Consider the following 25,151-nt stretch of genomic DNA (forward strand, 5'->3'; position numbering starts at 1 on the left):
AATGCAAAACATCACACGGAGTTGATTACAATAGAAACGAAAAACTATTTATATACGTTTTCTCGGGAGCCGAACGAAGAGTCCCTATGTGCGTTGGAAAGGCGCATCCTGTTCGGAGAGGCTTCTGAATCTGGTATTCTCGAAAGTACGGTGAAGGTCGATCCAAGCAGAAGCCCTTTCATCCGGGAGAGACTGGAGATCATATGCGAAGGCACGGAATTGGAAGAATTACTTCATACTATAGAGGGATTAGATGCAGTTGATGGATTCAAGGTCGTGTTTATACAAAACCCTGATGGTGACAGAGTCGGCTTTAAGAAACGGCGGAGGATAGAGAAGGAAATCGGCCTGCATCTGAGAGGCGAAGCGGAACTTGTCGATCCCTATATTTGGTATGGGGTCATTAATACAGGTGACCGCTGGGTGTTTGGGACATATAAGAAAAATGAAGCTGTTTGGCTTCACCACGTGAAAAAGCCTCACAGCTATTCCACTGCACTGAGTACCCGTGTGGCAAGAGCCGTCGTGAATATTGCGGCTCCCGAAACGGAAGGGATCAAGATGATCGATCCCTGCTGTGGAATCGGGACGGTTCTGGTAGAAGCCCTGTCCATGGGTATCGATATTGTAGGCAGTGACCGCAATCCGTTGATCCTGGACGGAGTAAGGGAGAATATCGCTCATTTTGGATTGGAAGGGGAAGTGTCGTTAAGGGACATCAATAATGTAACCGGCAGATACGATGTCGCGGTCATTGACCTTCCTTATAATCTTTGCTCCGTCATAACGGATGATGAACAACTGGAAATGCTAAAGAGTGCGAGACGATTCGCTGAAAGGGTCGTAATCGTGACATTGGAAGATGTGGATAGAACCGTTAAAAAAGCGGGCTTCGATATTATCGACCGGTGTAAAGTAAGTAAAGGAAGATTTGTCAGACAGATACTAGTATGTGCGTAATGAGTGTGGGAGATTGTTTCCACGCTCTTTTTTATGATATTTTTTCACCAAATCAAGAATATATTTCTTTTTCCCAATAATAATAAAGATAATTGAATGGTTGGCTGAGTGAGGAAAATTCAGGATTATCAAGGGTTCCGGACAATGTAAACGCATGACATTTTCTCCCTTATGACATTTGTCATGCCCAGCATATGACACCTACTACTAACACGATGATCCCCCTTATCCTATAATGAATTCAACGCCTTAAACGAAGGGAATAATGACATGACAAATATAAAAACGTTGAAAAAAGAAGTTGCTCCTTATGAAAAGTCTACAACGAAGGAAAGTGTCTGGCAGATGATCAACACGCTTGGACCATTCTTTCTATTATGGTTCCTTGCGTATCAAAGTCTGTCGGTATCATACTGGCTCGCCCTTATTCCAATCGTGATTGCCGCAGGATTCTTGACGAGGATCTTCATTATCTTTCATGATTGCACCCATTTTTCTTTCTTTAAAAGCCGTAAAGCCAACCGGGCAGTCGGAACGGCCATGGGTGTACTGACACTGTTCCCGTTCGATCAGTGGGGTCATGAACATGCCGTCCACCATGCGACAAGCGGCAACTTGGATAAACGGGGAACTGGTGATATCTGGACCCTTACCATCGACGAATATGTAGCGGCACCTTTGAAAACACGTTTAGCTTATCGTTTTTACCGTAATCCGCTCGTCATGTTCGTTCTGGGACCGATTTTTGTATTTCTTTTAAAAAATCGATTCAACCGTAAAAATGCACGTAAGAAAGAGCGTCAGAACACGTATTTAGTGAATGTCATCATCGTGGCTCTCATTGCATTGCTTTCTGTCACGCTTGGATGGCAGGAATTCCTTCTTGTGCAAGGGTCGATCTTCATGGTTTCAGGCTCGATCGGCATCTGGTTGTTCTATGTACAGCATACGTTTGAAGATTCCTATTTTGAAGAAGACAAAGAGTGGCAGTATGTGCTGGCAGCCGTGGAGGGAAGCTCATTCTATAAGCTTCCGAAAGTCATGCAGTTCCTGACTGGAAATATCGGCTATCATCATGTCCACCACCTGAGCCCAAGGGTACCGAATTATAAGCTGGAGCAAGCACATCAAAATACGGAGCCATTACAGAATGTACCGACGATCTCACTCTTAACGAGCTTGAAATCGCTTCGCTTCAAGCTATGGGATGAAGAAAATAAGACGTTTGTAAGCTTTAGAGGCATCAAATCCTCAGCGAAAGCGAAATCGAACGCGCACATTTCTAGAGAAGCCAAACCTGAATTATAAACATGCCGACTCTCCTTATGATATTCATATAAGGAGAGTCTTTACTTGATACGGTGTAAAAAGGAGAGGACGCATATGATTCGCATTGTGATAGCAGAGGATGAAGAATGGGTGTTAGGAACAATCGGTTCACTACTGAACCTTGAAGACGATATGGAAATAGTCGGAAAGGCGAGAGACAGAGATCATGCACTGGAACTCATCCACTACATGCAACCAGACCTCCTTATCCTTGACATCGAACATTTACTGAGGGACGGACCTCTGGAAGTGTTGGAATGTCGACTGCTGGTTCTTGCAACATTCCCTAAAGAGGGATATCTGGAAAGGGTACAGGACACCGGTGCAGACGGTTACTTATTGAAGGATAGTCCGAGTGAAGAATTGACCTCTTCCATTCGCCGTATGATGGAAGGAACGCAAGTATATTCTTCAAAACTCATGGAGAAAAAAGAACCAGTATTATACGAAATCCCCCATGCACCGGGACCGGTGAAGAAGAATTATTTTACGATGATCATGGATAAGATGAAGCATCCAACAGGGTGAATTCGTTTTGTCGTCAGCCCCTCACAGAATCACAGGTGGGGCTGGGCTTTTTTTATTTGTCATCATTAGAATCCATCACGATACAGATTATGGGATGCTTTGTCGAAGGGGACGAGGAGGAATTGACCTTCCAAGGCAAGCGTTACCTGGGGTTCGAGCGTAGGCATCTAAAAGCTCAACAATAAAAGGAAGTCAAAGGGGAGGATTCTCCCTTCTGACTTCCTTTTTATTAGAAAAATACATTCAAGATATAAAAGAAGATGGCGGCAAGACTTGCCGAAATGGGCAATGTGATGACCCATGTGATCAACATCCTTTTAGCTGTTCCCCATTTCACACCCCTCAATCTGTGAGCAGAACCCACCCCAAGGATCGAAGAGGAGATGACGTGGGTCGTACTGACAGGTAAATGAATCACCGTTGCACCAAAAATGACGGCTGCTCCTGTCAAGTCTGCTGCCACTCCATTTACCGGTCGGATCTTCATGATCTTTCCCCCAACGGTTTTGATGATTTTCCATCCACCGATCGAGGTTCCGAGCCCCATGGCTGTTGCACAGGAAACCTGAACCCACGTCTGTATATCAGCGGAGGTTTGATAATTGTTCACGATCAGGGCCATGGTGATGATCCCCATCGCTTTTTGCGCATCATTTGTTCCATGGGTAAAGGATTGAAGTGCCGCTGTCGCAATCTGGATCGACCGGAAATTCCGGTTCGTTTTCGCCAAATTCCGATTCTTGAACACGACCTTGAATATGCTATAGATGATGAATCCAATCACAAAAGCCAAAAGGGGTGAAAAAATCAACGCCTGGATGATTTTAATGAACCCGTTATAATTGAGTGCCGAGACACCTGCCGCCGCGATGGCCGCCCCTGCGATCGCCCCGATCAATGCATGGGAGGAACTGCTCGGTATCCCGTAATACCACGTCACTAAATTCCATGTGATCGCTGCAAGAAGCGCTGCCAGGATGACGATGGTCCCGTTTTCCAGGGAAAAGGGGTCGACGATGTCCTTGGTGATCGTTTTGGCGACTCCTGTGAAAGCGAGAGCGCCCGCAAAATTCATGACGGCTGCCAGGATGATGGCATGCCTTGGCTTTAGTGCCTTTGTCGATACAGCTGTCGCGATGGCATTGGCTGTATCATGGAACCCGTTAATGAAATCAAATGCAAGGGCCCCAACAACGATAAGTATGGTTAAAATTAAAATTGTATCCATTCCTGTAAGACTCCTTATGCATTCTTCATAATAATGGTTTCAAACGTGTTGGCCACGTTCTGACAATAGTCCGCGATTTCCTCAAGCTCTTCATAGATCTCCTTGTATTGAATGATACGAATCGGATCCTTTTCCGTATGGAAGAGATGCTTGATGGATTGACGAAGGATGCCATCACATTTTGATTCTAAATCTTTGATCTTGATGGCATGCTCTCTGATCTGGAGCCATTTTTTTGTAGAGAGAAGTTCGACAGCCGATTCAATCTCATCAGAACATTGGCGGATCGCTTCTACAAACTTCAGCATATATTCGTCTGCCTGGGTGATCGAATACATTTCAAACATAGCGGATGTATGCTCGAGCCCATCCAGTACATCATCCATACTCATAGCCAGCGCCAGGATATCTTCCCGCTCAATCGGTGTGATGAAGACTTTATTCAAGTCCAAAATGACTTCATGCACAAAAGAATCCCCTTTTGTTTCATAATCCTTCATCGTACCTGAAAATTCTTTTAAATCACTCACATTATTCAGTTTATAATCAGCAAAATAATGCGCACTCACTTTCAAATTACCAGCTATTTGACTAAGAAGAATGGCGAATTTATCCTTTTTCTTGAAAACCATGTGTTCTCAAACCTCCACAAAATCTAGTTAGAATTTCTAAACTATTTAATAATAGCGTATATTATTGAAAATAAGAAGAGCAAATCCGTTTGTTTCTTAAAAGCGTGACAGGATAAAAAAAGGCCGGTGCCCCGACTGTTAGGCAGTCAAGGCACCGGACCCGTCTATTATTACCATTCCTTTGGTTCGTAATCTAAATCCTGAAACAATCGCGTCTTTTCTTTTTTGGAAAGATCGCGCCATTGTCCCACTGGAAGATTTCCTAATTGAATATTCATGATGCGTGTACGCTGCAGTCTGTATACCTCGTATCCAAGAGCTTCACACATGCGGCGGATCTGTCGGTTCAATCCTTGGGTGAGCGTGATTTGAAATACATACTTCGAAATCTGCTCTACTTTACAAGGCAGTGTTTTCGTTCCAAGAATCTTGACACCCTCTGACATCTGCTTGAGAAAGTCTTCTGAAATCGGCCGGTCAACCGTGACAATGTATTCCTTCTCATGCTGATTCTCCGCACGGAGGATTTCATTGACGATATCCCCGTCGTTCGTCAGGAGAATCAGTCCATCGGAGTCCTTGTCCAGGCGTCCGATATTGAATATTCTTAAGGGATGATTAACGAGATCCACGATATTCCCCTTGACCCCTTTTTCTGTCGTACTCGTTATTCCGACAGGTTTATTCAGAGCGATGTACACATTATTCCTGGCGACTCTTACAGGTGCTCCGCTCACCAACACATCGTCACCGGGGTTCACTTGGTCACCGATCTTCGCGACCCGTCCGTTGATCGTGACCCTGCCTTCTGTGATCAGCTTATCGGCACCGCGTCTCGACGCCTTTCCGGCTTCACTGATATATTTATTAATTCGCATATTCAACACAACCTTATACTCATAATGACTATACTAAGAATATCGGACTGGCACTTTATTTTCAAGGAAATCCACATTCGGGGTTTTTTGAGGAAAAACCCTTTACATTAACGCTGCGTCAACCTGTAAAGTAAGAATTGTCAGGAGGTGACATCATGGAATATACCGTTAAAAAATTGGGAGAGATCGCTGGGGTGAGCACTAGGACTATCCGATATTATGATGAAATTGAGCTTCTGAAGCCGGCCAGGACCAATTCATCAGGATACAGGATTTACGGACAGGAAGAAGTCGACCGCCTGCAGCAGATCCTCTTTTACAAAGAATTAGGTGTTGGACTGGATGAAATCAAGGATATTCTGGATGATCCTGCCTTTGACGCAACACTTGCACTACGGAAACACCGGGAAATGTTACTGAACAGACGCGCTCAGCTTGATCAACTGATTGCGAATGTGGATAAAACACTCTGTGTAAAGGAAGGGAGAATTACCATGGCGGATAAAGAAAAATTTGAAGGATTCAAAGAAAGCATGGTGGAAGAGAATGAGAAAAAGTATGGGAAAGAAGTGCGGGAGAAATATGGTGACAAGAGAGTGGACGAATCCAACGCGAAAGTCATGAACATGTCACAGGAAGAGTATAAAAAGGTCACAGGATTAGAGCAGGAAATCAAAAAAAGGCTGAGGGAAGCATTTCAACAGGGTGATCCTGGAAGTGATATGGCACAGAAAGCGGCTGATCTTCACAGACAGTGGATCTCCTTCTATTGGGGTCACTACAGCAAGGAAGCTCATGCAGGACTCTCTCAGATGTACGTGGATGATGAGCGATTCAAGGGCTATTATGATGCAGAACAAGAGGGAGTGGCTGAATTCCTGAGGGATGCGATCCACATTTATACTGGACAGAAAAAAGAAGTGGAATAAACAAGAAGTACCCTGCTACACTAATCCGTGTTATGATATGGAGATGAACTTGAAAGAATGAACCTGATCATAACGGAGTGAAAAAATGAGTAAACCTAAGAAAAAGAGCGGAACAGGCCAGGGCACCGGCAAGAAAGGCTGGAACCGGTGGCAGGCAGGCGCCAATAAGAAAAAGAGCAACAAGCCTTATACGAGTAAAGGTGTTAAACACGGAAACAAGCAGGAAGATTAAGAATACACGTCCATTTCCTTTTGGGAGTGGGCTTTTTTTCTGCTTTTTTTCATCTTGCTGGAGTAAAAGAAGAGAAATGGTATGTTCTTTCTATTGTATAATGTCAGAAACCTACATGAATGCATTGGTTGGGGAGAACAACGATCTTTAAAGCCTATTTTTAAAAAGAAATAAAAAAGAATTTGCTTTTTTTACGATTTCCTGTTATTCTAAGAAAGAATTATTTTTGTTCGGTCTGTAAGGAATGAAAGTATTTAAACTTTTCGCCTTTGATATCTAATTGAGCAATAATAGTAATAAACCGTGGATATTAAGTCCACACAGGAGGATACACATATGCAAGAAGGTACAGTAAAATGGTTTAACGCAGAAAAAGGTTTCGGTTTCATCGAAATCGAAGGTGGAGAAGATGTATTCGTACATTTCTCAGCTATCCAAGGCGAAGGATTTAAATCTTTAGACGAAGGTCAAAAAGTTTCATTTGAAACTGAGCAAGGTCAACGCGGACTTCAAGCGACTAACGTTAACAAAATCTAATTGCTTTAAGAAAAAAGGACCCTCTCTGAGGGTCCTTTTTTCGTTTGAAAAACAGGTGCCTGTTATTAGGCACCACGTCTTTACGTTAAAGCGTATTTCATGATTCCCTGGATGTAGAAGGAAGTTTCCTTCAATGTACATTCCCTGATCTTGATTTTGCCTTCCCTTTCTAATTCAGTTGCTGCCTTTTCAAGAGCTGCTGCTTCTTCTTTGGAAGAGACAGGGAGTTCGATAGTAAAGAAATTTCCGCGACTTGCTTGACTAAGGTTTTTGAATAGTGTGTTTTTATTCATTGGGTCATCCCCTTTATACCTCTTACTTTCGACAAAGGAACAGCATTCTCCTTTATGAAGAGAAAGTTTGAAAAGAAAATTCAAATCGATTTGCTTTTTATGAGATTATCTGTTATTCTAAGAAAGAATTATTTTTGTTCGGTATGTAAGGAAAGAATAAGTTATAAACTTTTCACCTTTAACATCTAATTGAGCAACTATAGTAATAAATCGTGGATGCAACATCCACACAGGAGGATACACACATGCAAGAAGGTACAGTAAAATGGTTTAACGCAGAAAAAGGATTCGGTTTCATCGAAATCGAAGGCGGAGAAGACGTATTCGTACATTTCTCAGCTATTCAAGGCGAAGGATTCAAATCTTTAGACGAAGGTCAAAAAGTTACATTTGACACTGAGCAAGGTCAACGTGGACTTCAAGCGACTAACGTAAACAAAGCGTAATAGCTTTTGATGAAGGGACTCTCTCAGGAGAGTCCTTTTTTTTGTCGGGGCTGAACGAGCCGCCTGCGCTTTAGGGTATCTTCTAGCTCCGGCGGCTAGAGGCTCGAGGTCATAAGCTAAATGGTCCAAGAAGGCAAAGAGCGCCTTCTCGGCCCATTCATCTTATGCTTGTCGCCTCTGGGCGAGCCGCCTGCGCTTTAGAGACTGCTAGCTCCGGCGGCTAGAGGCTCGAGGTCATAAGCTAAATGGTCCAAGAAGGCAAAGAGCGCCTTCTCGGCCCATTCATCTTATGCTTGTCGCCTCTGGGCAAGCCGCCTGCGCTTTAGATATCTTCCAGCTCCGGCGGCTAGAGGCTCGAGGTCATAAGTCAAACCGGCCAAAAAGGCAAAGAACGCCTTTCCAGCCGGTTCGTCTTATGCTTGTCGCCTCTAAACGAGCCGCCTGCGCTTTAGATATAAAAAGGGACCGACAGCGTTCGTCGGTCCCGGAGACAACATGTTACAAGTTAAAAATGGTTAGGTAAAGCATAACACACTATTGGGGGATTACCTAAATAAATTTGAAAAGAATTTATTAGGGCGTGCTTTTGCGAATAGAATTTGTGCTTTTCTATGAAAATAAGTGAAAATAAATGAGGTTATGATATGTCAATTAAACATTTTAAGGATTATAAGCTCAGTGGAGAGATTGTAAGGGCATTGTCCGGTTTAGGATATGAAGCTCCTACAGAAGTACAATCCAAAGTACTCCCACTTGCTTTAGAGAAAAAAGATCTTGTTGTCCGTTCTCAAACGGGGAGCGGAAAGACGGCTTCTTTTGGAATTCCCCTATGCGAGATGGTAGAGTGGGAAGAAAATAAACCCCAGGCGTTGATTTTGACCCCGACACGAGAGCTTGCGGTTCAAGTCCAAGAAGATATCACCAATATTGGGAGATATAAGCGGATCAAAGCGGCAGCAGTATACGGGAAATCCCCTTTTCATCGCCAGAAGCTCGAGTTGAAGCAGAAAAATCATATCGTCGTCGGTACACCCGGCCGTGTCCTCGATCATATTGAAAAAGGGACCTTTCCACTGGATAGATTAGCGTACCTTGTTATTGATGAAGCTGATGAAATGCTTAACATGGGCTTTATCGATCAAGTCGAAGCGATTATTCAGGAACTCCCATCTCATCGTGTGACGCTGACATTCTCTGCGACATTACCAGAGGATGTAGAATCACTCTGTCATAAATATATGAAGCAACCTGTTCATATTGAAATCAAGGCAACGGGAATCACGACGGATAAAATCGAGCATTCTCTTCTTGAAGTGAGAGAAGAGGAAAAGATCTCCATTCTGAAAAACGTGACGACCGTAGAAAATCCCGATAGCTGCATCATCTTTTGCCGAACGAAGGAAAATGTGGATACGTTATGTGAAGAGCTGGACCGTTCAGGTTACCCTGTGGATAAGATCCATGGCGGCATGATTCAGGAAGCCAGATTTGAAGTGATGGACGATTTCAAGCGGGGGGATTTCCGGTACCTTGTGGCAACGGATGTGGCTGCACGGGGGATCGATATCGAGAACATCACCCACGTGATTAATTATGATATTCCCATGGAGAAAGAAAGTTATGTACACCGTACCGGGAGAACGGGGAGAGCAGGTCAGACAGGTAAAGCGATTACGTTCTGCACGCCATATGAAGAGAAATTCCTAAGTGAGATTGAGGAGTATATCGGATTTGTGATCCCTAAGTATACAGCACCTACACGGGAAGCCGTGGATATGGCAAAACAAGATTTTGAACGGAAGCTGGATGAGGAACCCGATTTTAAAATGGACAAAAGTCAGCAGCTGAACAGAGACATCATGAAGCTCTATTTCAATGGCGGGAAGAAAAAGAAAATCAGGGCAGTCGATTTTGTCGGAACGATTGCGAAAATCAATGGAGTGACGGCTGAAGACATTGGAATCATCACAATCCAGGAAAATCTGTCGTATGTGGAGATTCTCAATGGAAAAGGGCCCTTGGTTTTGCAAGCCATGAAGAAAACGACGGTAAAAGGGAAGATGCTTAAGGTACATGAAGCAAGGAAATAAATGTAGTGGCCTTCTCCAGTGAGGAGGTCTTTTTTTTACATCCTGCAACATGGGGCACGATATGTCGGGTTGATTCCTTTTATTCTTGCTATTCTTATGAAGAAGGAGGTCATGGAATGGATACATTGAAGACGATGAATGACGCTTTACGATATATTGAAGAAAACCTGACGGAAGAAATAAATTATGAAAAAGCGGCAAAGCGTGCCTATTGCTCGGAATATCACTTTAAACGGATGTTTTCGTTCCTTGCAGGAATTTCACTGTCTGAATACATCCGGCGCCGACGTTTGACGATGGCGGCACTTGAACTGCAGAACGGAGATGTAAGGGTTATTGATATAGCCTTAAAATATGGCTACTCATCACCCGATTCCTTTACGAGAGTCTTTCAAAAAATGCATGGGATTACTCCGTCACAAGCGAAAGGCCATTCACTCAAATCATTTCCACCTATGACCTTTCAGTTATCCATCAAAGGAGGCAATGAAATGAATTATCGAATCACAGAGAAAGAACCGTTTTCCATTGTAGGAATCATGAAGCGGGTGCCGATCATGTTTAATGGTGTGAACCCTGACATTGCAGAAATGTGGCAGAGCCTGGATGAGAAAATGATCAAGAGGTTAAAGAGCCTATCAAATGTGGAACCACAAGGATTGATTAGTGCATCCATCAACTTTTCCGAGGGCAGAATGGAAGAGAAAGGGGAGCTTGATCATTATATTGGCGCAGCCACAACAGAGGAATGTCCCCACGACTTATCGAAACTTGATGTCCCCAATCTAACTTGGGCAGTATTTGAAGCGGTCGGCCCATTTCCGGACACTTTACAGCAGGTATGGGGGAGAATCTATTCTGAGTGGTTTCCAACTTCAAGCTACGAACAAGCTAAGGGACCGGAGATATTGTGGAATGAAAATAAAGACGTTAAGTCTGATGCATTTAGAAGTGAAATATGGATACCAGTCAGGAAAAAGTGAGGAAGAGGCAGCGAATTCATTTGGATTCGCTGTTTTTTTATTGGTCGGGATTTATATTTGGGAGAAATACGATGAACGAGTGAGGGGGGGGGGGCCAGTTGGAAGTAGAACCGTTTTATCGGCGAAATTTCAATTTTAACGGCGAAACACTCACATAGTACGTTTCACACGTCCGAATCCATTATGATCACTAAAAAAAGCGAACCCTATAAGGATTCGCTTCTCTTACCTCATGCCCCTGCCCAAACATCCTTCGCGTATCGACCATCCTCTTCCAATGATCTTATCCAGCGGTCGGCTTCTTCTTTCGATGTTTGATAGAAACGCATGTAGCTTTCTCCTAATGTCTGTTCGACATCCGGAGCCATTTTACTGCCGTCACCACAAATGTATAGGCGTCCGCCATTTTTTATTAGCGGCAGGATTTCTTCTGCATTTTCTGCCAGTCGATGCTGGACATATGCTTTTTCTTGACCCGGGCATCTTGAGAATGCCGTGTGAAGTGTGACGATTCCTTCTTGTGCTGCTTTCTCCAATTCATCCTGGTACAGGTAATCGTGCTCAGGATTTCGGCAACCAAAGTAGAGATGTGCTTCGCCGAGTAATTTTCCTTGCTCCTTCAGAATGCTACGTGCCTGGATGAATCCTCTGAATGGTGCGATTCCCGTTCCCGGTCCAATCATGACAATCGGAGTTTCCGTGTCTTCAGGCAGCTGGAAGTTCGATTGTGGTGTAGAGATAAAGCAGGCGATTTTGTCTCCAAGGGATCGCTCTGCCAGGTAGTTGGATGCGATTCCTTTGTATTCACCATGTCCGCTCCAGGCATCTCCACGGACGACGCTGACGGTGATGGTTGCTTCTCCGTTTTTATATAAAGGTGAGCTTGAGATTGAATAATAGCGTGCCTTTAATGAAGGGAGAAGTGCAAGGAAGCTTTCAAACGGTATTTCACATGCCATGTACTTTTCCACAAGATCGAGCATCGTTATTCGTTTACTTAATACTGCCTCTTTATACGTTTCATCTTTCAGGAGTTCATCGAGCTCAACGACGTGAGGAGGGCAGACGGTGTGAGCTGCAAGAGTCCTGATTTGAGAACGTGTAGCGGGTTCTTGGAACTCTACATAATTGGCCAGTAGTTCATAAAGTTTTACAGGCTTTTCTGTAGGGAGGTGTGCCGCTTTACCGGAATCGCCCGTTAATGTCACGAAGTCCTGTCCGTTCAGGTTGAATCGACTGAGCACTCGCTCGACAAGAGACGATGGATTTTGCGGAAGGACCCCGATATGATCGCCTTCCTTATAGGTAACACCTTCTGGAAGAGAGAGGGCGATATGTCTCGTGTTCCTGCCACTTTCTGCGTGTTGTAACTCTGTATTCTCATTCACCATCGCTGTAAAGGCATGGTGAGTGTGAGCAAGCGGTGTATCACTCACATCACTGACGTAGTTCATTGTAATCGAGCTGTTTGATTGATCATTCTGATGGAGTTCGATGTTTAAGTCATCAGCCAGATTCGGCCAAAGAGTCTCCGCCCATTTTTCATAATCCCCTTCAAAGTCACCGCTTGCATCACCGTGCCCGATTTCTGCGATGCGGTGCCCGCCTTTTTCAAACAACTGGTCATCTATGAAGTTAGGGATCCTCTGATACGTAGTAGCCCAGTTATGGTCACCACATCCGAACACTGCGTAATGGACACCTTCAAAGTCATCAGACTCACTTTCTTTCAGCATGGAAATGAATTGACCAGCATTGTCAGGTGGGTTTCCGTTGTAGGAAGCAGAGACCACGATGACCGCTCCTTCTGTTGGGAGTCCATCACTGTACTCATCTAATGGAGCTACCTCTGTCCGGAATCCTTGTTGACGACCTGTTTCCCCTAGATCCCGGGCAATTCCTTCCGCCGTTCCCATATTTGAACCATAAAGGACGAGTAAAGGCGTGCCGTGAGATGATTCTGCCGGGACAGGTGCGGCCGCTTTTTCCGGTTTTGTTTCTTCGGAGGAAGCGACAGAGAATGCCATGGCAGGCTTACGGGGTGTGACCCGCATCGTTAATCCATCGGGCTTCAGAGTCAGCGTCTCTTTGACATCCAGTTGATAGTTTTGATGATCGATCAGGTCAAAGTGCTGCAGGACCATGCCGAGCACCAGTGTCGCTTCATGAAGGGCAAACTGCTGACCAATGCAGGCACGCTGTCCATTTCCAAACGGTTTGTACGCGTGATAGGGAATGGAAGACGGGTCCTCAAAACGTTCAGGTATGAATGCTTCCACGTCATCCCCCCAGACGGATGAATCCCGGTGTAATTCAGGAATGACGAGTGTGAACACATCATCTTTTTTGACATCATATTTGCCATCAAGAGTGGTGTCGTTTTTCGCATAAACAGAAAATGCAGGGGCGGTCGGCCACAGTCTCAGCGTTTCATTCAGGACCATGCGGACATACTTCAACTGTTTCACTTGTTTATATTCCGGAATGTTATCGCCAACGACGCGGTCGACTTCCTCCTGAGCCTTTTTCAGTTTTTCGGGATGATTCATCAGGTAGTAAAGGGCGAAGGAGAGGAGTCCACTCGTCGTTTCGTGACCTGCAATCAAGAAGGTAATGATTTGAAAGCGGATGTTTTCGTCACTGAGTGCCTCTCCTGTTTCAGGATCTGTTCCTTTCACCATATACGAGAGGAGGTCATCTTCCCCCAGATCCCCATTCGCCTTGCGGTCGGCAATCAATTCGTCGACAAGGGAGAACATGTACTCGATATCTTCCCTGAATTGTTTTTTCGATTTGATCATCAGTTTATCTTGAAGACCGAGGCGCTGTGATTGGTTCATCGCTTCATCCAGAGCCCGGACCATACTGTCGACAAAGGGGTGGGAGGTTTCCCGGTAGAAGCTGTTAAAACGGTAATTGAAACCACAGAGTCCGATGGTATCCAGGGTCAGACGGGTCATATCCTCAGGGACATCGATTTCATCTGCAGGATTCAAGCGTGCCCATTTTTGAATGAGCTGGGTGGCGAGATCCACCATCTTTGAGTGGTATCCTTTCATGGCCTGCTGGCTGAAACTTGGCAGTAGGATGTTATGAGCCTTCTTCCAGTTCATCTCTGTCGTTTCACTGGTAAAAAGGCCGTCACCACCGAATGCTCTCACTTTTTGCAGGGCAGGTCCGACTTTCTTATCAAAACGGGTTTCATCGCATATTTCTTTTGCAAGGGAAGCGCTGGACACAAAGGTGCTCATTCTGCCTGGAAACTGGAACTGATAGATTGGTCCCAGTTCTCTGGCAAGCTTCATAAATGATTGTAGTGGTTTTTCTTTATCAATAACGGGCAAACTCCCGAGTGGTCCATATGTTTTCGGTTGTGGATATTGAGATTGTTGTGTCATGGTTCCTTCACCTCGTATAATGGATTGGTTATTACGGAATGAACGTTCATTCCGGTTGGGGCATGAGAAACGAATCGTTTCTCACACATGTAATCGAACAGCATCCCACATACTTTCCTCTACATCTGTAAGCATGGAGGTATCAGGCTCTAATTCCCCGATCCGTACAAGTCGCTGAAGCTCGAGAAAGGCACCATAAAGGATGGCGATCAAAGCCGTCGAAGGCAGACTCTTGATGACCTTCTTCTCTTTACCAGAATCGAAGAAGCATTTAAATAGATTCAACAATTCCTCGAAGCATGCGTGACTTTCTTCATTCAGGAAATGGGCGCTGCTATGTGTTCTGATGAAGTAGAGCGCCTGGCTCTGTTCTTTTGTAAACTGAATCATTGATTGGAAAATATGATGAAATTGATTCCGTATCGACTGCTCATAAGGGAAAGCATATTCCACTGTTTCAGTAAAAATCTTCACATATTCTTGAAAAATCGTATTTCCAAGGACTTCTTTATTTTCAAAATAGCGATAGATCGTTCCTGCTCCCACGCCTGCAGACGAGGCAATCATGGGAATTGTTGTAGCGTCATAACCCCGTTCTGCAAATAGAGCCAGTGAACTCGCTACAATGCTGTCCCGCTTATTTAATGCCATTGACATACCAACTCAGCCTTTCATAACGGTAATGCGGAATGAATGTTCATTCCAGTATAGTGTATACCCATGTAATGGTTATCTCAATCACACGAAATACCCATTGTTTGTGAAGGTTTTGTTAAGACGGGGAAAGGCCCTTTTTTTCTTTTCTATTATATTTGCCGGTCCAACTCTATCATTTTTTCATAGGATAACTTTGTAAGAGAGCTCACTTACTAGATTTATGAATAGAAAGGAGGGATTCTATATGTCGTTAGGACTTGTTACCTTTCTAATTGCCGTTTTATTGTTGGTCGCTTGGTTGTTGGTATCGATTTTGGCTCCAAACACCAACCTGGTATCTGTGTTGAAAAACGCTGTTTGCAGTACTTTGGGATGCTAATCTAGCTTCTTTTAAAAGGGACGGACCTCCAAATGCCTTTCATCCGTGGATGAAACAGGCTACGTGGAGGTCCGTCCCTCTCTATGTTTACTATTTCACATAAAGGGAAAATACTCTCCATTAGATATTTCAAGGAGGGTTTCTCTTATGGGAAGATTGGATGGTAAGGTTGCGGTGATTACAGGAGCTGCAACAGGAATCGGGGCAGCGACTGCCAAAGTGTTTGCGCATGAAGGAGCGACTGTGGTGTGTGGAGATGTGAAGGAAGAGGAAATGAATAAAACTGTGGATGAGATCAAAAGCGAGGGCGGAAATGCAATGGCATTTCAACTCGATGTTTCCAGTGAGGAAAGCGTCGCGTCGATTGCTGAAAAGGTAAGAGAGAAATTTGGTGTGATCGATGTCCTCTTTAACAACGCTGGGGTAGATGAACAAGGTGGAAAAGTGCATGAATATCCTGTGGAATTATTTGATCGAATCATCGCAGTGGATTTGCGAGGGACCTTTTTATGCAGCAAATATTTCATTCCCCTTATGCTTGAAAATGGTGGATCCATTATAAATACAGCATCCATGTCCGGGCAAGCGGCAGATTTGGACCGGTCCGGCTACAATGCGGCAAAGGGTGGCATTATCAACTTTACAAAGGCTATGGCAATTGATTATGCGAGACATGGCATCCGCGTGAATTCCCTTTCACCAGGAACAATCGAGACGCCTCTGATTGACGATCTTGTCGGGAGCAAACAGGATAAGATGGGCGAGAAATTCAGGGAGGCTAATAAGTGGATCACACCGTTGGGCCGTTTGGGAAGACCTGAAGAAATGGCGACGGTTGCCCTGTTCCTGGCATCGGATGACAGCTCTTACGTGACAGGTGAAGACATCACAGCAGACGGAGGCATCATGGCTTACACATGGCCGGGTAAAATGCTGATCGAGGAAGAAGAGTGGAAAAAGGGAACTGAATAATATGAGGGACGGACCTCCAATCTTACGGCAGCCTTTACATCACAGGGTTGCAGGTGGGATGGGGGTCTTTTTTCGTTTAAATATATAAATGGAAGAAAATTTATTAAATTCAGAGGGTAATAGTTGTTAAATATAGGTCTAACTAGTAGGATAGTCTTACGAATATATGAGTTGGAAGCAAGGATCATTCACTGATGAAATGGGCGCTGTTTGTGAATAGGAGCGAGTGGCGCAACCGGCCAGCACACGCCAAACTGAGAGCCTTCATAAAAACGACTACTATCTCTTTGGTACATATTTGTTTTGTCTCTACAAATTTTTTTGAAAAAAGAGGAAGTGTTGCGAAGTGCTGAAAGCAAGATCAAGAAATAGTACTCAAGTGTTTGGGGAGTCTGCTTTACTTGCAGCCATCGAAGAATCGCTTGCCATGATTGAATTCGATGTTAACGGAAATGTGCTATGGGTGAACGGGAATTTCGCAAATACGATGGAATATGATGCAGAAGAAATGATTGGGTTGCACCATCAGGCATTTTGTACAACGGAGTTTGCCGAAAGTCTGGAGTATAAGAAATTGTGGCGGGACTTAAGGAGTGGGAGAAGCTTTCAGGAGAAAATTCAGCGGGTCACGAAGACTGGGAAACTCCTTTGGCTGGAGGCTACATATACACCAGTTTATAACGAAGAAGGAAAGCTAGAAGGTGTTGTGAAGATCGCGACGGATATTACGGAACGGGAAACCACAATTGAAAAGGTCGCTTCTGAATTACAGAAGATGTCTGAAGAGTTAAGCGTAAAAGCGGAGCAGGGTATTACAAGAAGTGAAGAAGCGGCTATGGCCACCGGGAAGCTGGTGCAGGACTCGAATGAAAATATGGAAACGCTAAAGTCTCTTACTCTGCAGGCAAATTCAATCGGTAATATTGTCAAAACGATTAGGGACATTGCGACTCAAACCAATCTTCTTGCGCTGAATGCTGCCATTGAAGCGGCACGGGCCGGAGAACATGGGAGAGGATTCAATGTCGTAGCCGGAGAAGTCAGAAAGCTTGCCACAAGGGTCCAGGATTCAATTCAGGAAGTGAACTCCCATGTGGAAGGAATCACAGGAGAGATCAAAAAAATCAATGAAGGAACGGTCCGGTCACAATCAGGCATTTCAAATAACCAGGACCGCAACCAACAGGCCGTCCTTGCATTCAAAGAAATCGGCAGTGCAGCCCGAAGACTCGATCTCCAAGCACGAGACTTCAAAGATCTCCTGTAAGCTTGAGGGACGGACCTCCAATTTTTCCCCGATCCGTTTGTGAATCAATCGGAAAAGGTGAAGAATGGGAGGTTCTTTTCTTTAATGAGGTAATGTGGTGAGGGACGGACCTCGAAATAACCTTTGCAGGACCTCTTGATCAATAGAATTGGAGGTCCGTCCCTCAAACCATATCTTCCCATCCTTCACAGGGTGTGGTAGAATGGGTGTAACTTATGAGAAATGGAGGTTTTCCTTTTGATTTTGATCAGACTACGCATCCGCAATTTGAACGCTTAATTGAATAAGTTCAAAGGCTCTGCCTGTGTGCAGGGTAAATGGGATTGGTCTGACTATTTTTAAAGGAATTCTTCATTCGACGTGAAATGAAGGAAGGGAGTGCGTATAACACTCTCTTAAAAATAGAATTGAATACTTACCGAGAGGCGCTATTGTGTGTTTTTAATAAAAAACACGCCAGGGGAAAATGCGGTCTTCTTCTTATGCCATTGGTAGATTCAAATCCATTTACAAAAAGCACAGGCGGAGGCCTGTGCTTTTTTCTGCACCATCATGACCAAAATAAACAAACAGGAGTGACTATGTAATGGAAGAAAGATTAAAAGCCATCGCCATAGGCGTTAATACGAAGGATAAGAACAATGACTTTGAGTATTCTATCTTAGAGCTGAAAGGGTTGGCAGATGCCAGGCAAATCGATGTCGTGGGCGAACTCACTCAAAACCTGCCTCGGCCGAATCACGTGCATTATATTGGAAAAGGGAAGATTGACGAACTGTTGCCGCTTATTGAAGAATGGGAAGCGGATGTCTTGATTACAAATGATGAACTTGCACCTTCTCAGATCCGGGTCCTCGAGGAAAAGCTTGATGTCCGGGTGATGGACAGAACGATGCTGATTCTTGATATTTTTGCAGAGCGGGCGAAAACCCGTGAAGCACAGCTGCAAGTTGAGGTGGCACAGCTGCAATACATGCTGCCCCGCCTGGTTGGACGCCGGGAATCACTGGGTCGTCAAGGTGGCGGGTCGGGACTGGCCAACCGAGGAGCCGGTGAAACGAAGCTTGAGCTTGACCGCCGTCGTATTGAAGAAAAAATTACAGCCTTGAATAAAGAACTGGATTCATTAGTCGATCTGCGAACCACACAGCGAAAGCAGCGGAAAAAGAGAGAAATCCCCGTCGTCTCTCTTGTCGGATACACGAATGCGGGTAAATCGACGACCATGAATGCATTTGTGGAAACCTTCCATCCGAACGAGAACAAGCAGGTCTTTGAGAAGGATATGTTATTTGCGACCTTGGAGACATCCGTAAGAAACATCACCCTGCCGGACAAAAAAGAATTTCTCCTGACAGATACGGTCGGGTTCGTGAACAAACTGCCCCATCAACTGGTCAAGGCGTTCCGCTCCACTCTTGAAGAAGTGCTGGAAGCGGATCTCATCATACATGTGGTAGACTATTCTGATCCACATCATGAGAAATTGATGAACGTGACTGACAAAACGCTTGAAGGCATTGGAGTAGGAGATATTCCGGTCATCTATGCCTTTAATAAAGCAGAGTTAGTGGAAGGAGAAGTTCCCAGAATCGAAAAGGATCGAATTTATTTATCGGCCAAGAAGAGAATCGGGGTGGACGAATTGCTCCAAGTTGTGAAAAGCTATATTTTTAAAGACTATAAAAAGTGTCAGATGCTTATACCATTTGATCAAGGTCATTTGATATCTTATTTCAATGAACAAGCAAATGTAGTGGAAACAGAATATGAAGAATCAGGGACGAAATTGACACTTGAGTGCAAGGTAAGTGACTTTGAGAAGTATCAACAGTATATCATTCAGGATTAACATTGAAAGACAGGGCCTTTTTCTAATCGAAAGGTCCTGTTTTTTACTTTTACTATTGCCGGGTACTTCACGGTAAACCTATCAAGAATAGGTTCAGACCGGCATTTTAATACATCAACTGGACACTTTGCACCCGTATATGAAAAGTTTACCTACATACAGGAAAGGGTAGAGTGGCTAATAATTTACAAAGGAGGATGCTGTAACGATGATAGCAAACTACACAAAGACGTCTTCAACTCGGAATCTATGGTCCGGTATCTTATTTGGCATGGGGATCGTGGCATTTATCGATGAAGCTGTATTTCATCAGTTGCTTCATTGGCATCATTTTTATGACAAGTCCACCACATCGATCGGGCTCGTATCTGATGGTTTTTTTCATGCATTTAGCTGGTTTGCTACTATCGGAGGTTTGTTTATGTTTGCTGACTTACGCCGTAAAAAAGGGCTGTGGAAGAAAAGATGGTGGGGAGGCATTCTGCTTGGAGCAGGAGGGTTTCAATTGTATGACGGGACAGTGCAGCATAAGCTGATGGGCCTTCATCAGATCCGTTATGTGGAGAATCTCCTAATGTATGATGTAGTCTGGAATGCAAGTGCGGCTGCTATGATTCTTGTCGGGGTCGTAATGGTTGTAAATACGAGATATAAAAAATATGAGAATACCGCAAATGCAAACTGATCATTCTATCTTAAACGTATCTCAAGGCGTGGGCTCGAATTCTCATATTCTTCTAGCCGTGCCTTTTATAGTTGTATTAGCACTGTACCTCCTTGCTGTGGTAGTTTCCAATCGTAAGCATAAACAATGGCCGGTTTCCCGTACCATCTTATGGATCATCGGTGTCGGCTGTGCTTTGGTTGCTGTATCAGGACCGGTGGCTCAGCGGGCGCATATGGAGTTTTCTTTTCATATGCTTGGTCATCTGCTTTTAGGAATGCTGGCCCCTCTTCTCTTGGTACTCGCTGCTCCGGTCACACTTACACTGCGGACGTTGCCAGTCACCCTTGCCAGGAGACTGTCCTACATACTTAAAAGCCGCATTATGGGATTGGTAAGTGACCCCATTGTCGCTGCCATCCTCAATATTGGAGGTCTGTGGGTTCTTTATACCACCCGTTTGTACGAGGCCATGCATCACGATATACTCCTATATTTATTCATACACATCCACGTCTTCCTGGCTGGATATCTCTTTACAATTTCCATGATCTATATTGATCCGGCCCCGCATAGAACAGGATATATTTACAGAGGGATTGTATTGATTCTTGCCTTGAGCGGCCATGGCATTTTGTCTAAATACATTTATGCTCACCCTCCGATTGGAATACCCCGCGAGCAGGCACAGAGTGGAGGGATGCTTATGTATTATGGCGGTGATATGATTGATTTGATTCTGATCGTAATCTTTTGTTATCAGTGGTATAAGGCGGTTCGCCCTAAGAGCAAAGACAATAAAAATTTCGAGGTGCCACAGCCGTTTAAAGGCTAATTCCGTTCATAAGGGTAAAAGCACCTAGGTTTAGGGTGCTTTTTTTCTTTATTGAAAAGTATACTTTTAACCTTTACAAAAAAATCGTCAATCATTGTACATGCTCACCCATCTGGGCTTCTGCATACAGTAGGCTTGAGGAGGGATGCAGTATGTTTTTTCAACGACGCCATCCGGTTTATCCAACAGCGTATGAGTGCTGCCCATTTGGAGCAGAAGTAAGAAATGATTATGAAGATATGTATTTACCTCATACTTATCAGCAATACGTTCCACACCAGGATTACTATCCGCAGAACTATTCTTTTCAGGGATATGCCCCAGAGTCTGTTTATACGGATCCATTCGACTCCCGGGCCAACTGGAGGGAATGGGAGGATCTTGGTGCACCGCCACGGGGAATGAAGGGTTCACCTGCCGTTGCATCCTGGCAGGCAAACCGGCTGGATACGTTTGTCAGAAGTGAAAACGATAGAATGTATCATAAGTGGTGGGACGGTTCCCGCTGGAGTAATTGGGAGGACCTCGGAGCTCCAAGGCGGGGATTAAAGAGTTCGCCGGCTGCCGTATCCTGGGGCAGAAACAGGATTGACACCTTTGTAAGGGGGAATCGGGATACTCTCTTTCATAAATGGTGGGACGGCAGAAGATGGAGTGAATGGGAAGACCTTGGTGGACCGCCCCGGGGCTTCAAGGGAGATCCGGCGGTATCATCCTGGTCCGCCAATCGACTGGATGTGTTCGTCCAGGGATACGACAATAATCTTTGGCATAAATGGTGGGACGGCAGTAACTGGAGTCAGTGGGAGAATCTTGGCGCTCCAAGAGGCGGCTTGAGGGACTCACCTGGTGCCGTATCATGGGGACCAAATCGGATCGATTGCTTTGTACGTGGAAACAATGACCGGATGTGGCATAAGTGGTGGAACGGTTCAAGGTGGAGTAATTGGGAAGATCTCGGATCGCCGCCTCGTGGTTTTGAAGGGGCTCCGGCAGCTTCTTCATGGGCAACCAATCGAATCGACACCTTCGTCCGTGGAGACAACAACAATATGTGGCACAAATGGTGGAACGGTTCCCTTTGGAGCAACTGGGAGGATCTTGGTGCACCACGGGGAGGCGTGCGTTCATCACCGGGAGTCGTTTCCTGGGGACCGAACCGGGTGGATGCCTTTACCAGAGGAAGAAATGACCATATGTGGCATAAGTGGTATGCCTGATCAAATTCAAAAAACCGGTGTGACAGGGGTCACACCGGTTTTCTTTAACTTGCTTTTCTTTTCCTACGAGCTTCCATCATCGGCATGTATTCGTTGAAATAATGATTTGTCTCCGAAACGATGACTTTATAGAGTAATAGTAATGCAATCAGGTTCGGAATCATCATCAAGGCATTGGACATGTCTGCAAAGGCCCATACCAGGTTTAGATTCGCCACTGCCCCAAGTCCAGTCGCAATAATATAAATAAGCCTGTAGCAGTTGGCAAATCGATAGTTTGTCAAATATTCGAAGCATTTCTCTCCGTACATGTACCATCCGACGATCGTCGAGAATCCGAAGAAGATGACTGAGAAGGATACGATATATTCTCCGACTACACCGAGAGCATGTCCAAACGCGGCGCTCGTCAATGCCCCGCCATCAAGGCTCGGAGCATGCTCGACACCGGATATCGCTCCACCTGTCGGATCCCAGAAACCTGTGATTAAAAGAACGAGACCGGTCATCGTACACACGATGATCGTGACGATGAATGTTCCTGTCATGGCGACAAGTGCCTGTTTGACCGGGTGGTCGGTTTTCGCATTACCGGCAATCAGGGCTGCTGTACCAAGACCTGCTTCGTTTGAGAAGATTCCTCTTGATACCCCGCTTCTGATCGCTTCTGAAATAATGATCCCTGTAAACCCACCTGCAGCTGCCACAGGATTGAATGCGTAGAAGAAAATCATTTTAAACGCTGGAATGATCATATCGTAATTTAAGACGATAATCAGAAGTGAACCACCGATGTACAGGAACGCCATGACCGGGACAAAGAAGGAAGCGACGGTACTGATCCGCTGAATCCCTCCGAAGATAATCAATCCTGTCAGGACGGCGAGAATGATACCCGTTGTCAGATTGTTAATGTGAAAGCTGGTGTCCATGACGTCGGCAATCGTATTGGACTGCACGCTGTTCCCGATGCCGAGAGCGGCGAATGCACCGAACAATGCGAATGCCACGGCCAGCCACTTCCACTTACTTCCGAGCCCCTTTTCTACATAATACATAGGACCACCGGAGTATTCCCCGTTTTTATTCTTTACACGGTATTTCATGGCAAGCAGGGCTTCTGCGTATTTCGTGGCCATCCCAAGCAGACCGACGATCCACATCCAGAAGATCGCCCCGGGTCCCCCGATGGTCAGAGCCGTTGCCACTCCGGCAATATTCCCATTTCCAATCGTTGCAGATAAAGCCGTCATCAGCGTTTTGAAGTTACTGATATCCCCCTCTGATTGATCAGAGGATGCGGAAGGCTTCTCTTTCGTGAAAGCAAGTTTAAAAGCATACATCAGTTTACGGAACTGAAGTCCTTTCAGCATAAATGTTAAGAATAGACCCGTACCGAATAATAGTACTAAACTTGGTGTCCCCCATAAGAATGAATTAATCTTGTCTAGCACATCTAACATAGAATCCTCCTTGTCATCTCATGTTGTAAACGTTTTCTTTGTGAGTTTCCATCTATTATTTATATAGTATTCCAAACAATCTGTCCATAATAAAAGCCGAATTTCCAGAGATTGAGCCTTTTTCAGTAGGGACGGACCTCGGTTTCAGGTGAATAATGGAAGAGTTCAGGAGGAAGACAAAACGTGGAAATAGTATAACGAAAGGGACGGGGCTCAAATCAGCAGGACGTTTGCCTCACGTCTTTGCTTGATTTTTGAGGTCCGTCCCTCTATATCATAATAGTGTGACGATTAGTATGACCAGGAGTGGTCCGATGAGGACGATGTATCCCAGTGGTCTGGCGAAGTTCAGGGTCCAGCCTACTCCGAAACGTTTTTCGACGAAGATGGAAGGGTCTTCGGGATTGAAGTAGAAGAGGCCACCTTTCCAGTATTGATCGTCGTCAGCGTTGATCACATCTCCAGAGCTTTCATCGATGATTTCAACATCCAGGTCTGAGTCCTTTTTCCCCACTTTAATGGCGAGTGCGACTGACCCTATCAGGACAAGTGCAGAGAAAGCAAGGGGCATCGTGATGATGAGCAGGTCACTGACGCTGTTTTCGTACAGAGTGGTGAACTGCAGGAACGTAAACAGCATGGAAACCAGGATGGAGATGAAGAACAATAGCCAGCTCGTGTACTTTCGAAGGCGCAGCTGACGGACGCGGGAAGACTTGACATTCCCTGCGCTCAGCTTGATGCCGGAATTTCTTGTGAGTTCATTGATCCCGAGGAACATGGCATTCATCACCAGTAGCACGAGAGGAAGGGTTAAAGCAGAAAGATATGTTTTACTGGTGAAAGCATCAGGCTTACCATCCGGTCCCCAGTGGGTAGGAATCTGTTCAGGAAGGCTGGCGTAATTTAATAAAGTAAACACCACTAACCCGACTGTGATGACCATGGGGACGACATATACGATCCATGGGAGCATTTCATCTTTCGTCCTGAGGTTCAACTCAGAAATGCGAACCTGTTTTCGGTCCTTGAACCACTGCTCTTGCTTTTTCATTTGCGTCACTTTCATATGAAAATAAAAATAGAGAGCCATTGAAATGAATAAGATGACGAAGGGCATAAACAATCCCGCAAATATGAGGTGATTTTCGGTGAGAGTGTTCATGGTTGCCCAAATGAAATAGGTGACCAACACGATGATTGAGACGAACAATGTCAGGATGGCATAAAGTTTTTTATAATGACGAAGTTGGGCATTCTTTACCTCCTCAACAGGAATGGTTACACCGAATACCACCGTTCGTTTCACAATGAAAGGAACCGCCATTTGAAGTGCTGCCAGAAATCCTACCGTGACGAAAATAAGTGTCATTTCCATT

The 25,151-nt window shown here is 44.9% G+C and carries 23 protein-coding genes; 15 read left to right on the top strand and 8 right to left on the bottom strand.

The features are described 5' to 3' along the window. The first annotated feature begins 93 nt into the window (after window positions 1-93). The 3 genes from AC0VXY_RS05585 (at window position 94) to AC0VXY_RS05595 (ending at window position 2,817) form a co-directional block, all read left to right on the top strand. Complete coding sequence (locus AC0VXY_RS05585) at window positions 94-960, top strand: TRM11 family SAM-dependent methyltransferase (RefSeq protein WP_475527223.1); 867 nt, start codon at window positions 94-96, stop codon at window positions 958-960. A 270-nt stretch (window positions 961-1,230) separates the two neighbouring features. Continuing rightward, window positions 1,231-2,268 (top strand): Delta(5) desaturase DesA, encoded by a 1,038-nt coding sequence (desA, locus tag AC0VXY_RS05590; RefSeq protein WP_475527224.1) that lies wholly within the window; start codon window positions 1,231-1,233, stop codon window positions 2,266-2,268. Window positions 2,269-2,343: 75 nt separating this feature from the next. Continuing rightward, on the top strand, window positions 2,344-2,817 hold the full coding sequence (locus tag AC0VXY_RS05595; RefSeq protein WP_475527226.1) for a response regulator: 474 nt from the start codon (window positions 2,344-2,346) through the stop codon (window positions 2,815-2,817). A gap of 229 nt (window positions 2,818-3,046) precedes the next feature. On the opposite strand, the gene AC0VXY_RS05600 is transcribed toward AC0VXY_RS05595, so the two are convergent. The 3 genes from AC0VXY_RS05600 to rluF form a co-directional block, all read right to left on the bottom strand. Then, window positions 3,047-4,045, bottom strand: coding sequence for an inorganic phosphate transporter (locus AC0VXY_RS05600; RefSeq protein ID WP_475527227.1), 999 nt, complete (start codon window positions 4,043-4,045; stop codon window positions 3,047-3,049). Between the two features lie 14 nt (window positions 4,046-4,059). Further along, window positions 4,060-4,677, bottom strand: a complete 618-nt coding sequence (locus AC0VXY_RS05605; protein ID WP_258264417.1) for a DUF47 domain-containing protein — start codon at window positions 4,675-4,677, stop codon at window positions 4,060-4,062. A gap of 170 nt (window positions 4,678-4,847) precedes the next feature. Beyond that, window positions 4,848-5,555 (bottom strand): 23S rRNA pseudouridine(2604) synthase RluF, encoded by a 708-nt coding sequence (gene rluF / locus AC0VXY_RS05610; protein WP_060671787.1) that lies wholly within the window; start codon window positions 5,553-5,555, stop codon window positions 4,848-4,850. A gap of 155 nt (window positions 5,556-5,710) precedes the next feature. On the opposite strand from rluF, the gene AC0VXY_RS05615 reads away from it, so the two are divergent. The 3 genes from AC0VXY_RS05615 to AC0VXY_RS05625 all read left to right on the top strand — a co-directional run bounded on the left by AC0VXY_RS05615 (window position 5,711) and on the right by AC0VXY_RS05625 (window position 7,253). Then, window positions 5,711-6,484: a MerR family transcriptional regulator gene (locus tag AC0VXY_RS05615; protein ID WP_475527228.1), complete on the top strand. Its 774-nt coding sequence runs from the start codon at window positions 5,711-5,713 to the stop codon at window positions 6,482-6,484. 85 nt (window positions 6,485-6,569) lie between these two features. Next, window positions 6,570-6,716 carry a DUF3934 family protein gene (locus tag AC0VXY_RS05620; RefSeq protein WP_082386265.1) on the top strand — a complete coding sequence of 49 codons (147 nt, stop codon included), beginning with the start codon at window positions 6,570-6,572 and terminating at the stop codon, window positions 6,714-6,716. 336 nt (window positions 6,717-7,052) lie between these two features. Beyond that, on the top strand, window positions 7,053-7,253 hold the full coding sequence (locus AC0VXY_RS05625) for a cold-shock protein (protein ID WP_034762311.1): 201 nt from the start codon (window positions 7,053-7,055) through the stop codon (window positions 7,251-7,253). 80 nt (window positions 7,254-7,333) lie between these two features. On the opposite strand, the gene AC0VXY_RS05630 is transcribed toward AC0VXY_RS05625, so the two are convergent. Continuing rightward, entirely contained in the window at window positions 7,334-7,546 is a 213-nt protein-coding gene (locus AC0VXY_RS05630; protein WP_435992543.1) for a hypothetical protein, read from the bottom strand. 245 nt (window positions 7,547-7,791) lie between these two features. Here AC0VXY_RS05630 and AC0VXY_RS05635 point away from each other — a divergent pair, with 245 nt between their 5' ends. The 3 genes from AC0VXY_RS05635 to AC0VXY_RS05645 all read left to right on the top strand — a co-directional run bounded on the left by AC0VXY_RS05635 (window position 7,792) and on the right by AC0VXY_RS05645 (window position 11,065). Further along, window positions 7,792-7,992, top strand: coding sequence for a cold-shock protein (locus AC0VXY_RS05635; protein ID WP_060671790.1), 201 nt, complete (start codon window positions 7,792-7,794; stop codon window positions 7,990-7,992). 644 nt (window positions 7,993-8,636) lie between these two features. Then, on the top strand, window positions 8,637-10,082 hold the full coding sequence (locus AC0VXY_RS05640) for a DEAD/DEAH box helicase (protein WP_435992539.1): 1,446 nt from the start codon (window positions 8,637-8,639) through the stop codon (window positions 10,080-10,082). Between the two features lie 116 nt (window positions 10,083-10,198). Then, complete coding sequence (locus AC0VXY_RS05645) at window positions 10,199-11,065, top strand: AraC family transcriptional regulator (RefSeq protein WP_435992537.1); 867 nt, start codon at window positions 10,199-10,201, stop codon at window positions 11,063-11,065. 230 nt (window positions 11,066-11,295) lie between these two features. Here the strand turns inward: AC0VXY_RS05645 and AC0VXY_RS05650 are convergent, their stop codons facing one another. Together AC0VXY_RS05650 and AC0VXY_RS05655 are read right to left on the bottom strand one after the other, a co-directional pair. Further along, window positions 11,296-14,463: a bifunctional cytochrome P450/NADPH--P450 reductase gene (locus tag AC0VXY_RS05650; RefSeq protein ID WP_475527229.1), complete on the bottom strand. Its 3,168-nt coding sequence runs from the start codon at window positions 14,461-14,463 to the stop codon at window positions 11,296-11,298. 81 nt (window positions 14,464-14,544) lie between these two features. Continuing rightward, entirely contained in the window at window positions 14,545-15,120 is a 576-nt protein-coding gene (locus AC0VXY_RS05655) for a TetR/AcrR family transcriptional regulator (RefSeq protein ID WP_475527230.1), read from the bottom strand. Between the two features lie 526 nt (window positions 15,121-15,646). On the opposite strand from AC0VXY_RS05655, the gene AC0VXY_RS05660 reads away from it, so the two are divergent. From AC0VXY_RS05660 to AC0VXY_RS05685, 6 genes are all read left to right on the top strand, one after another. Further along, window positions 15,647-16,471, top strand: coding sequence for an SDR family oxidoreductase (locus AC0VXY_RS05660; RefSeq protein WP_475527231.1), 825 nt, complete (start codon window positions 15,647-15,649; stop codon window positions 16,469-16,471). A gap of 346 nt (window positions 16,472-16,817) precedes the next feature. Continuing rightward, entirely contained in the window at window positions 16,818-17,738 is a 921-nt protein-coding gene (locus AC0VXY_RS05665) for a methyl-accepting chemotaxis protein (protein ID WP_475527232.1), read from the top strand. A 586-nt stretch (window positions 17,739-18,324) separates the two neighbouring features. Continuing rightward, window positions 18,325-19,590, top strand: coding sequence for a GTPase HflX (hflX, locus tag AC0VXY_RS05670; RefSeq protein ID WP_475527233.1), 1,266 nt, complete (start codon window positions 18,325-18,327; stop codon window positions 19,588-19,590). 208 nt (window positions 19,591-19,798) lie between these two features. Next, window positions 19,799-20,275 (top strand): DUF2243 domain-containing protein, encoded by a 477-nt coding sequence (locus AC0VXY_RS05675; RefSeq protein ID WP_435992520.1) that lies wholly within the window; start codon window positions 19,799-19,801, stop codon window positions 20,273-20,275. After that, window positions 20,250-21,089 carry a cytochrome c oxidase assembly protein gene (locus tag AC0VXY_RS05680; protein WP_475527234.1) on the top strand — a complete coding sequence of 280 codons (840 nt, stop codon included), beginning with the start codon at window positions 20,250-20,252 and terminating at the stop codon, window positions 21,087-21,089. The genes AC0VXY_RS05675 and AC0VXY_RS05680 overlap by 26 nt, the downstream gene beginning before the upstream one ends. A gap of 152 nt (window positions 21,090-21,241) precedes the next feature. Further along, complete coding sequence (locus AC0VXY_RS05685; RefSeq protein WP_475527235.1) at window positions 21,242-22,309, top strand: PLL family lectin; 1,068 nt, start codon at window positions 21,242-21,244, stop codon at window positions 22,307-22,309. 44 nt (window positions 22,310-22,353) lie between these two features. Here AC0VXY_RS05685 and AC0VXY_RS05690 read toward each other — a convergent pair whose 3' ends face one another. Continuing rightward, window positions 22,354-23,772: an alanine/glycine:cation symporter family protein gene (locus AC0VXY_RS05690; RefSeq protein WP_475527236.1), complete on the bottom strand. Its 1,419-nt coding sequence runs from the start codon at window positions 23,770-23,772 to the stop codon at window positions 22,354-22,356. Between the two features lie 274 nt (window positions 23,773-24,046). Then, window positions 24,047-25,150 (bottom strand): DUF1648 domain-containing protein, encoded by a 1,104-nt coding sequence (locus AC0VXY_RS05695; RefSeq protein WP_475527237.1) that lies wholly within the window; start codon window positions 25,148-25,150, stop codon window positions 24,047-24,049. Window position 25,151 lies beyond the last annotated feature (1 nt).

The organism is Rossellomorea sp. QJM3NY_18, assembly GCF_056173145.1.

Coding starts and splice junctions, on each gene's coding strand:
- desA (WP_475527224.1), top strand. CDS start 1,231: ATGACAAATATAAAAACGTTGAAAAAAGAAGTTGCTCCTTATGAAAAG.
- AC0VXY_RS05595 (WP_475527226.1), top strand. CDS start 2,344: ATGATTCGCATTGTGATAGCAGAGGATGAAGAATGGGTGTTAGGAACA.
- AC0VXY_RS05600 (WP_475527227.1), bottom strand. CDS start 4,045: ATGGATACAATTTTAATTTTAACCATACTTATCGTTGTTGGGGCCCTT.
- AC0VXY_RS05605 (WP_258264417.1), bottom strand. CDS start 4,677: ATGGTTTTCAAGAAAAAGGATAAATTCGCCATTCTTCTTAGTCAAATA.
- rluF (WP_060671787.1), bottom strand. CDS start 5,555: ATGCGAATTAATAAATATATCAGTGAAGCCGGAAAGGCGTCGAGACGC.
- AC0VXY_RS05615 (WP_475527228.1), top strand. CDS start 5,711: ATGGAATATACCGTTAAAAAATTGGGAGAGATCGCTGGGGTGAGCACT.
- AC0VXY_RS05620 (WP_082386265.1), top strand. CDS start 6,570: ATGAGTAAACCTAAGAAAAAGAGCGGAACAGGCCAGGGCACCGGCAAG.
- AC0VXY_RS05625 (WP_034762311.1), top strand. CDS start 7,053: ATGCAAGAAGGTACAGTAAAATGGTTTAACGCAGAAAAAGGTTTCGGT.
- AC0VXY_RS05630 (WP_435992543.1), bottom strand. CDS start 7,546: ATGAATAAAAACACACTATTCAAAAACCTTAGTCAAGCAAGTCGCGGA.
- AC0VXY_RS05635 (WP_060671790.1), top strand. CDS start 7,792: ATGCAAGAAGGTACAGTAAAATGGTTTAACGCAGAAAAAGGATTCGGT.
- AC0VXY_RS05640 (WP_435992539.1), top strand. CDS start 8,637: ATGTCAATTAAACATTTTAAGGATTATAAGCTCAGTGGAGAGATTGTA.
- AC0VXY_RS05645 (WP_435992537.1), top strand. CDS start 10,199: ATGGATACATTGAAGACGATGAATGACGCTTTACGATATATTGAAGAA.
- AC0VXY_RS05650 (WP_475527229.1), bottom strand. CDS start 14,463: ATGACACAACAATCTCAATATCCACAACCGAAAACATATGGACCACTC.
- AC0VXY_RS05655 (WP_475527230.1), bottom strand. CDS start 15,120: ATGTCAATGGCATTAAATAAGCGGGACAGCATTGTAGCGAGTTCACTG.
- AC0VXY_RS05660 (WP_475527231.1), top strand. CDS start 15,647: ATGGGAAGATTGGATGGTAAGGTTGCGGTGATTACAGGAGCTGCAACA.
- hflX (WP_475527233.1), top strand. CDS start 18,325: ATGGAAGAAAGATTAAAAGCCATCGCCATAGGCGTTAATACGAAGGAT.
- AC0VXY_RS05675 (WP_435992520.1), top strand. CDS start 19,799: ATGATAGCAAACTACACAAAGACGTCTTCAACTCGGAATCTATGGTCC.
- AC0VXY_RS05680 (WP_475527234.1), top strand. CDS start 20,250: ATGAGAATACCGCAAATGCAAACTGATCATTCTATCTTAAACGTATCT.
- AC0VXY_RS05685 (WP_475527235.1), top strand. CDS start 21,242: ATGTTTTTTCAACGACGCCATCCGGTTTATCCAACAGCGTATGAGTGC.
- AC0VXY_RS05690 (WP_475527236.1), bottom strand. CDS start 23,772: ATGTTAGATGTGCTAGACAAGATTAATTCATTCTTATGGGGGACACCA.
- AC0VXY_RS05695 (WP_475527237.1), bottom strand. CDS start 25,150: ATGGAAATGACACTTATTTTCGTCACGGTAGGATTTCTGGCAGCACTT.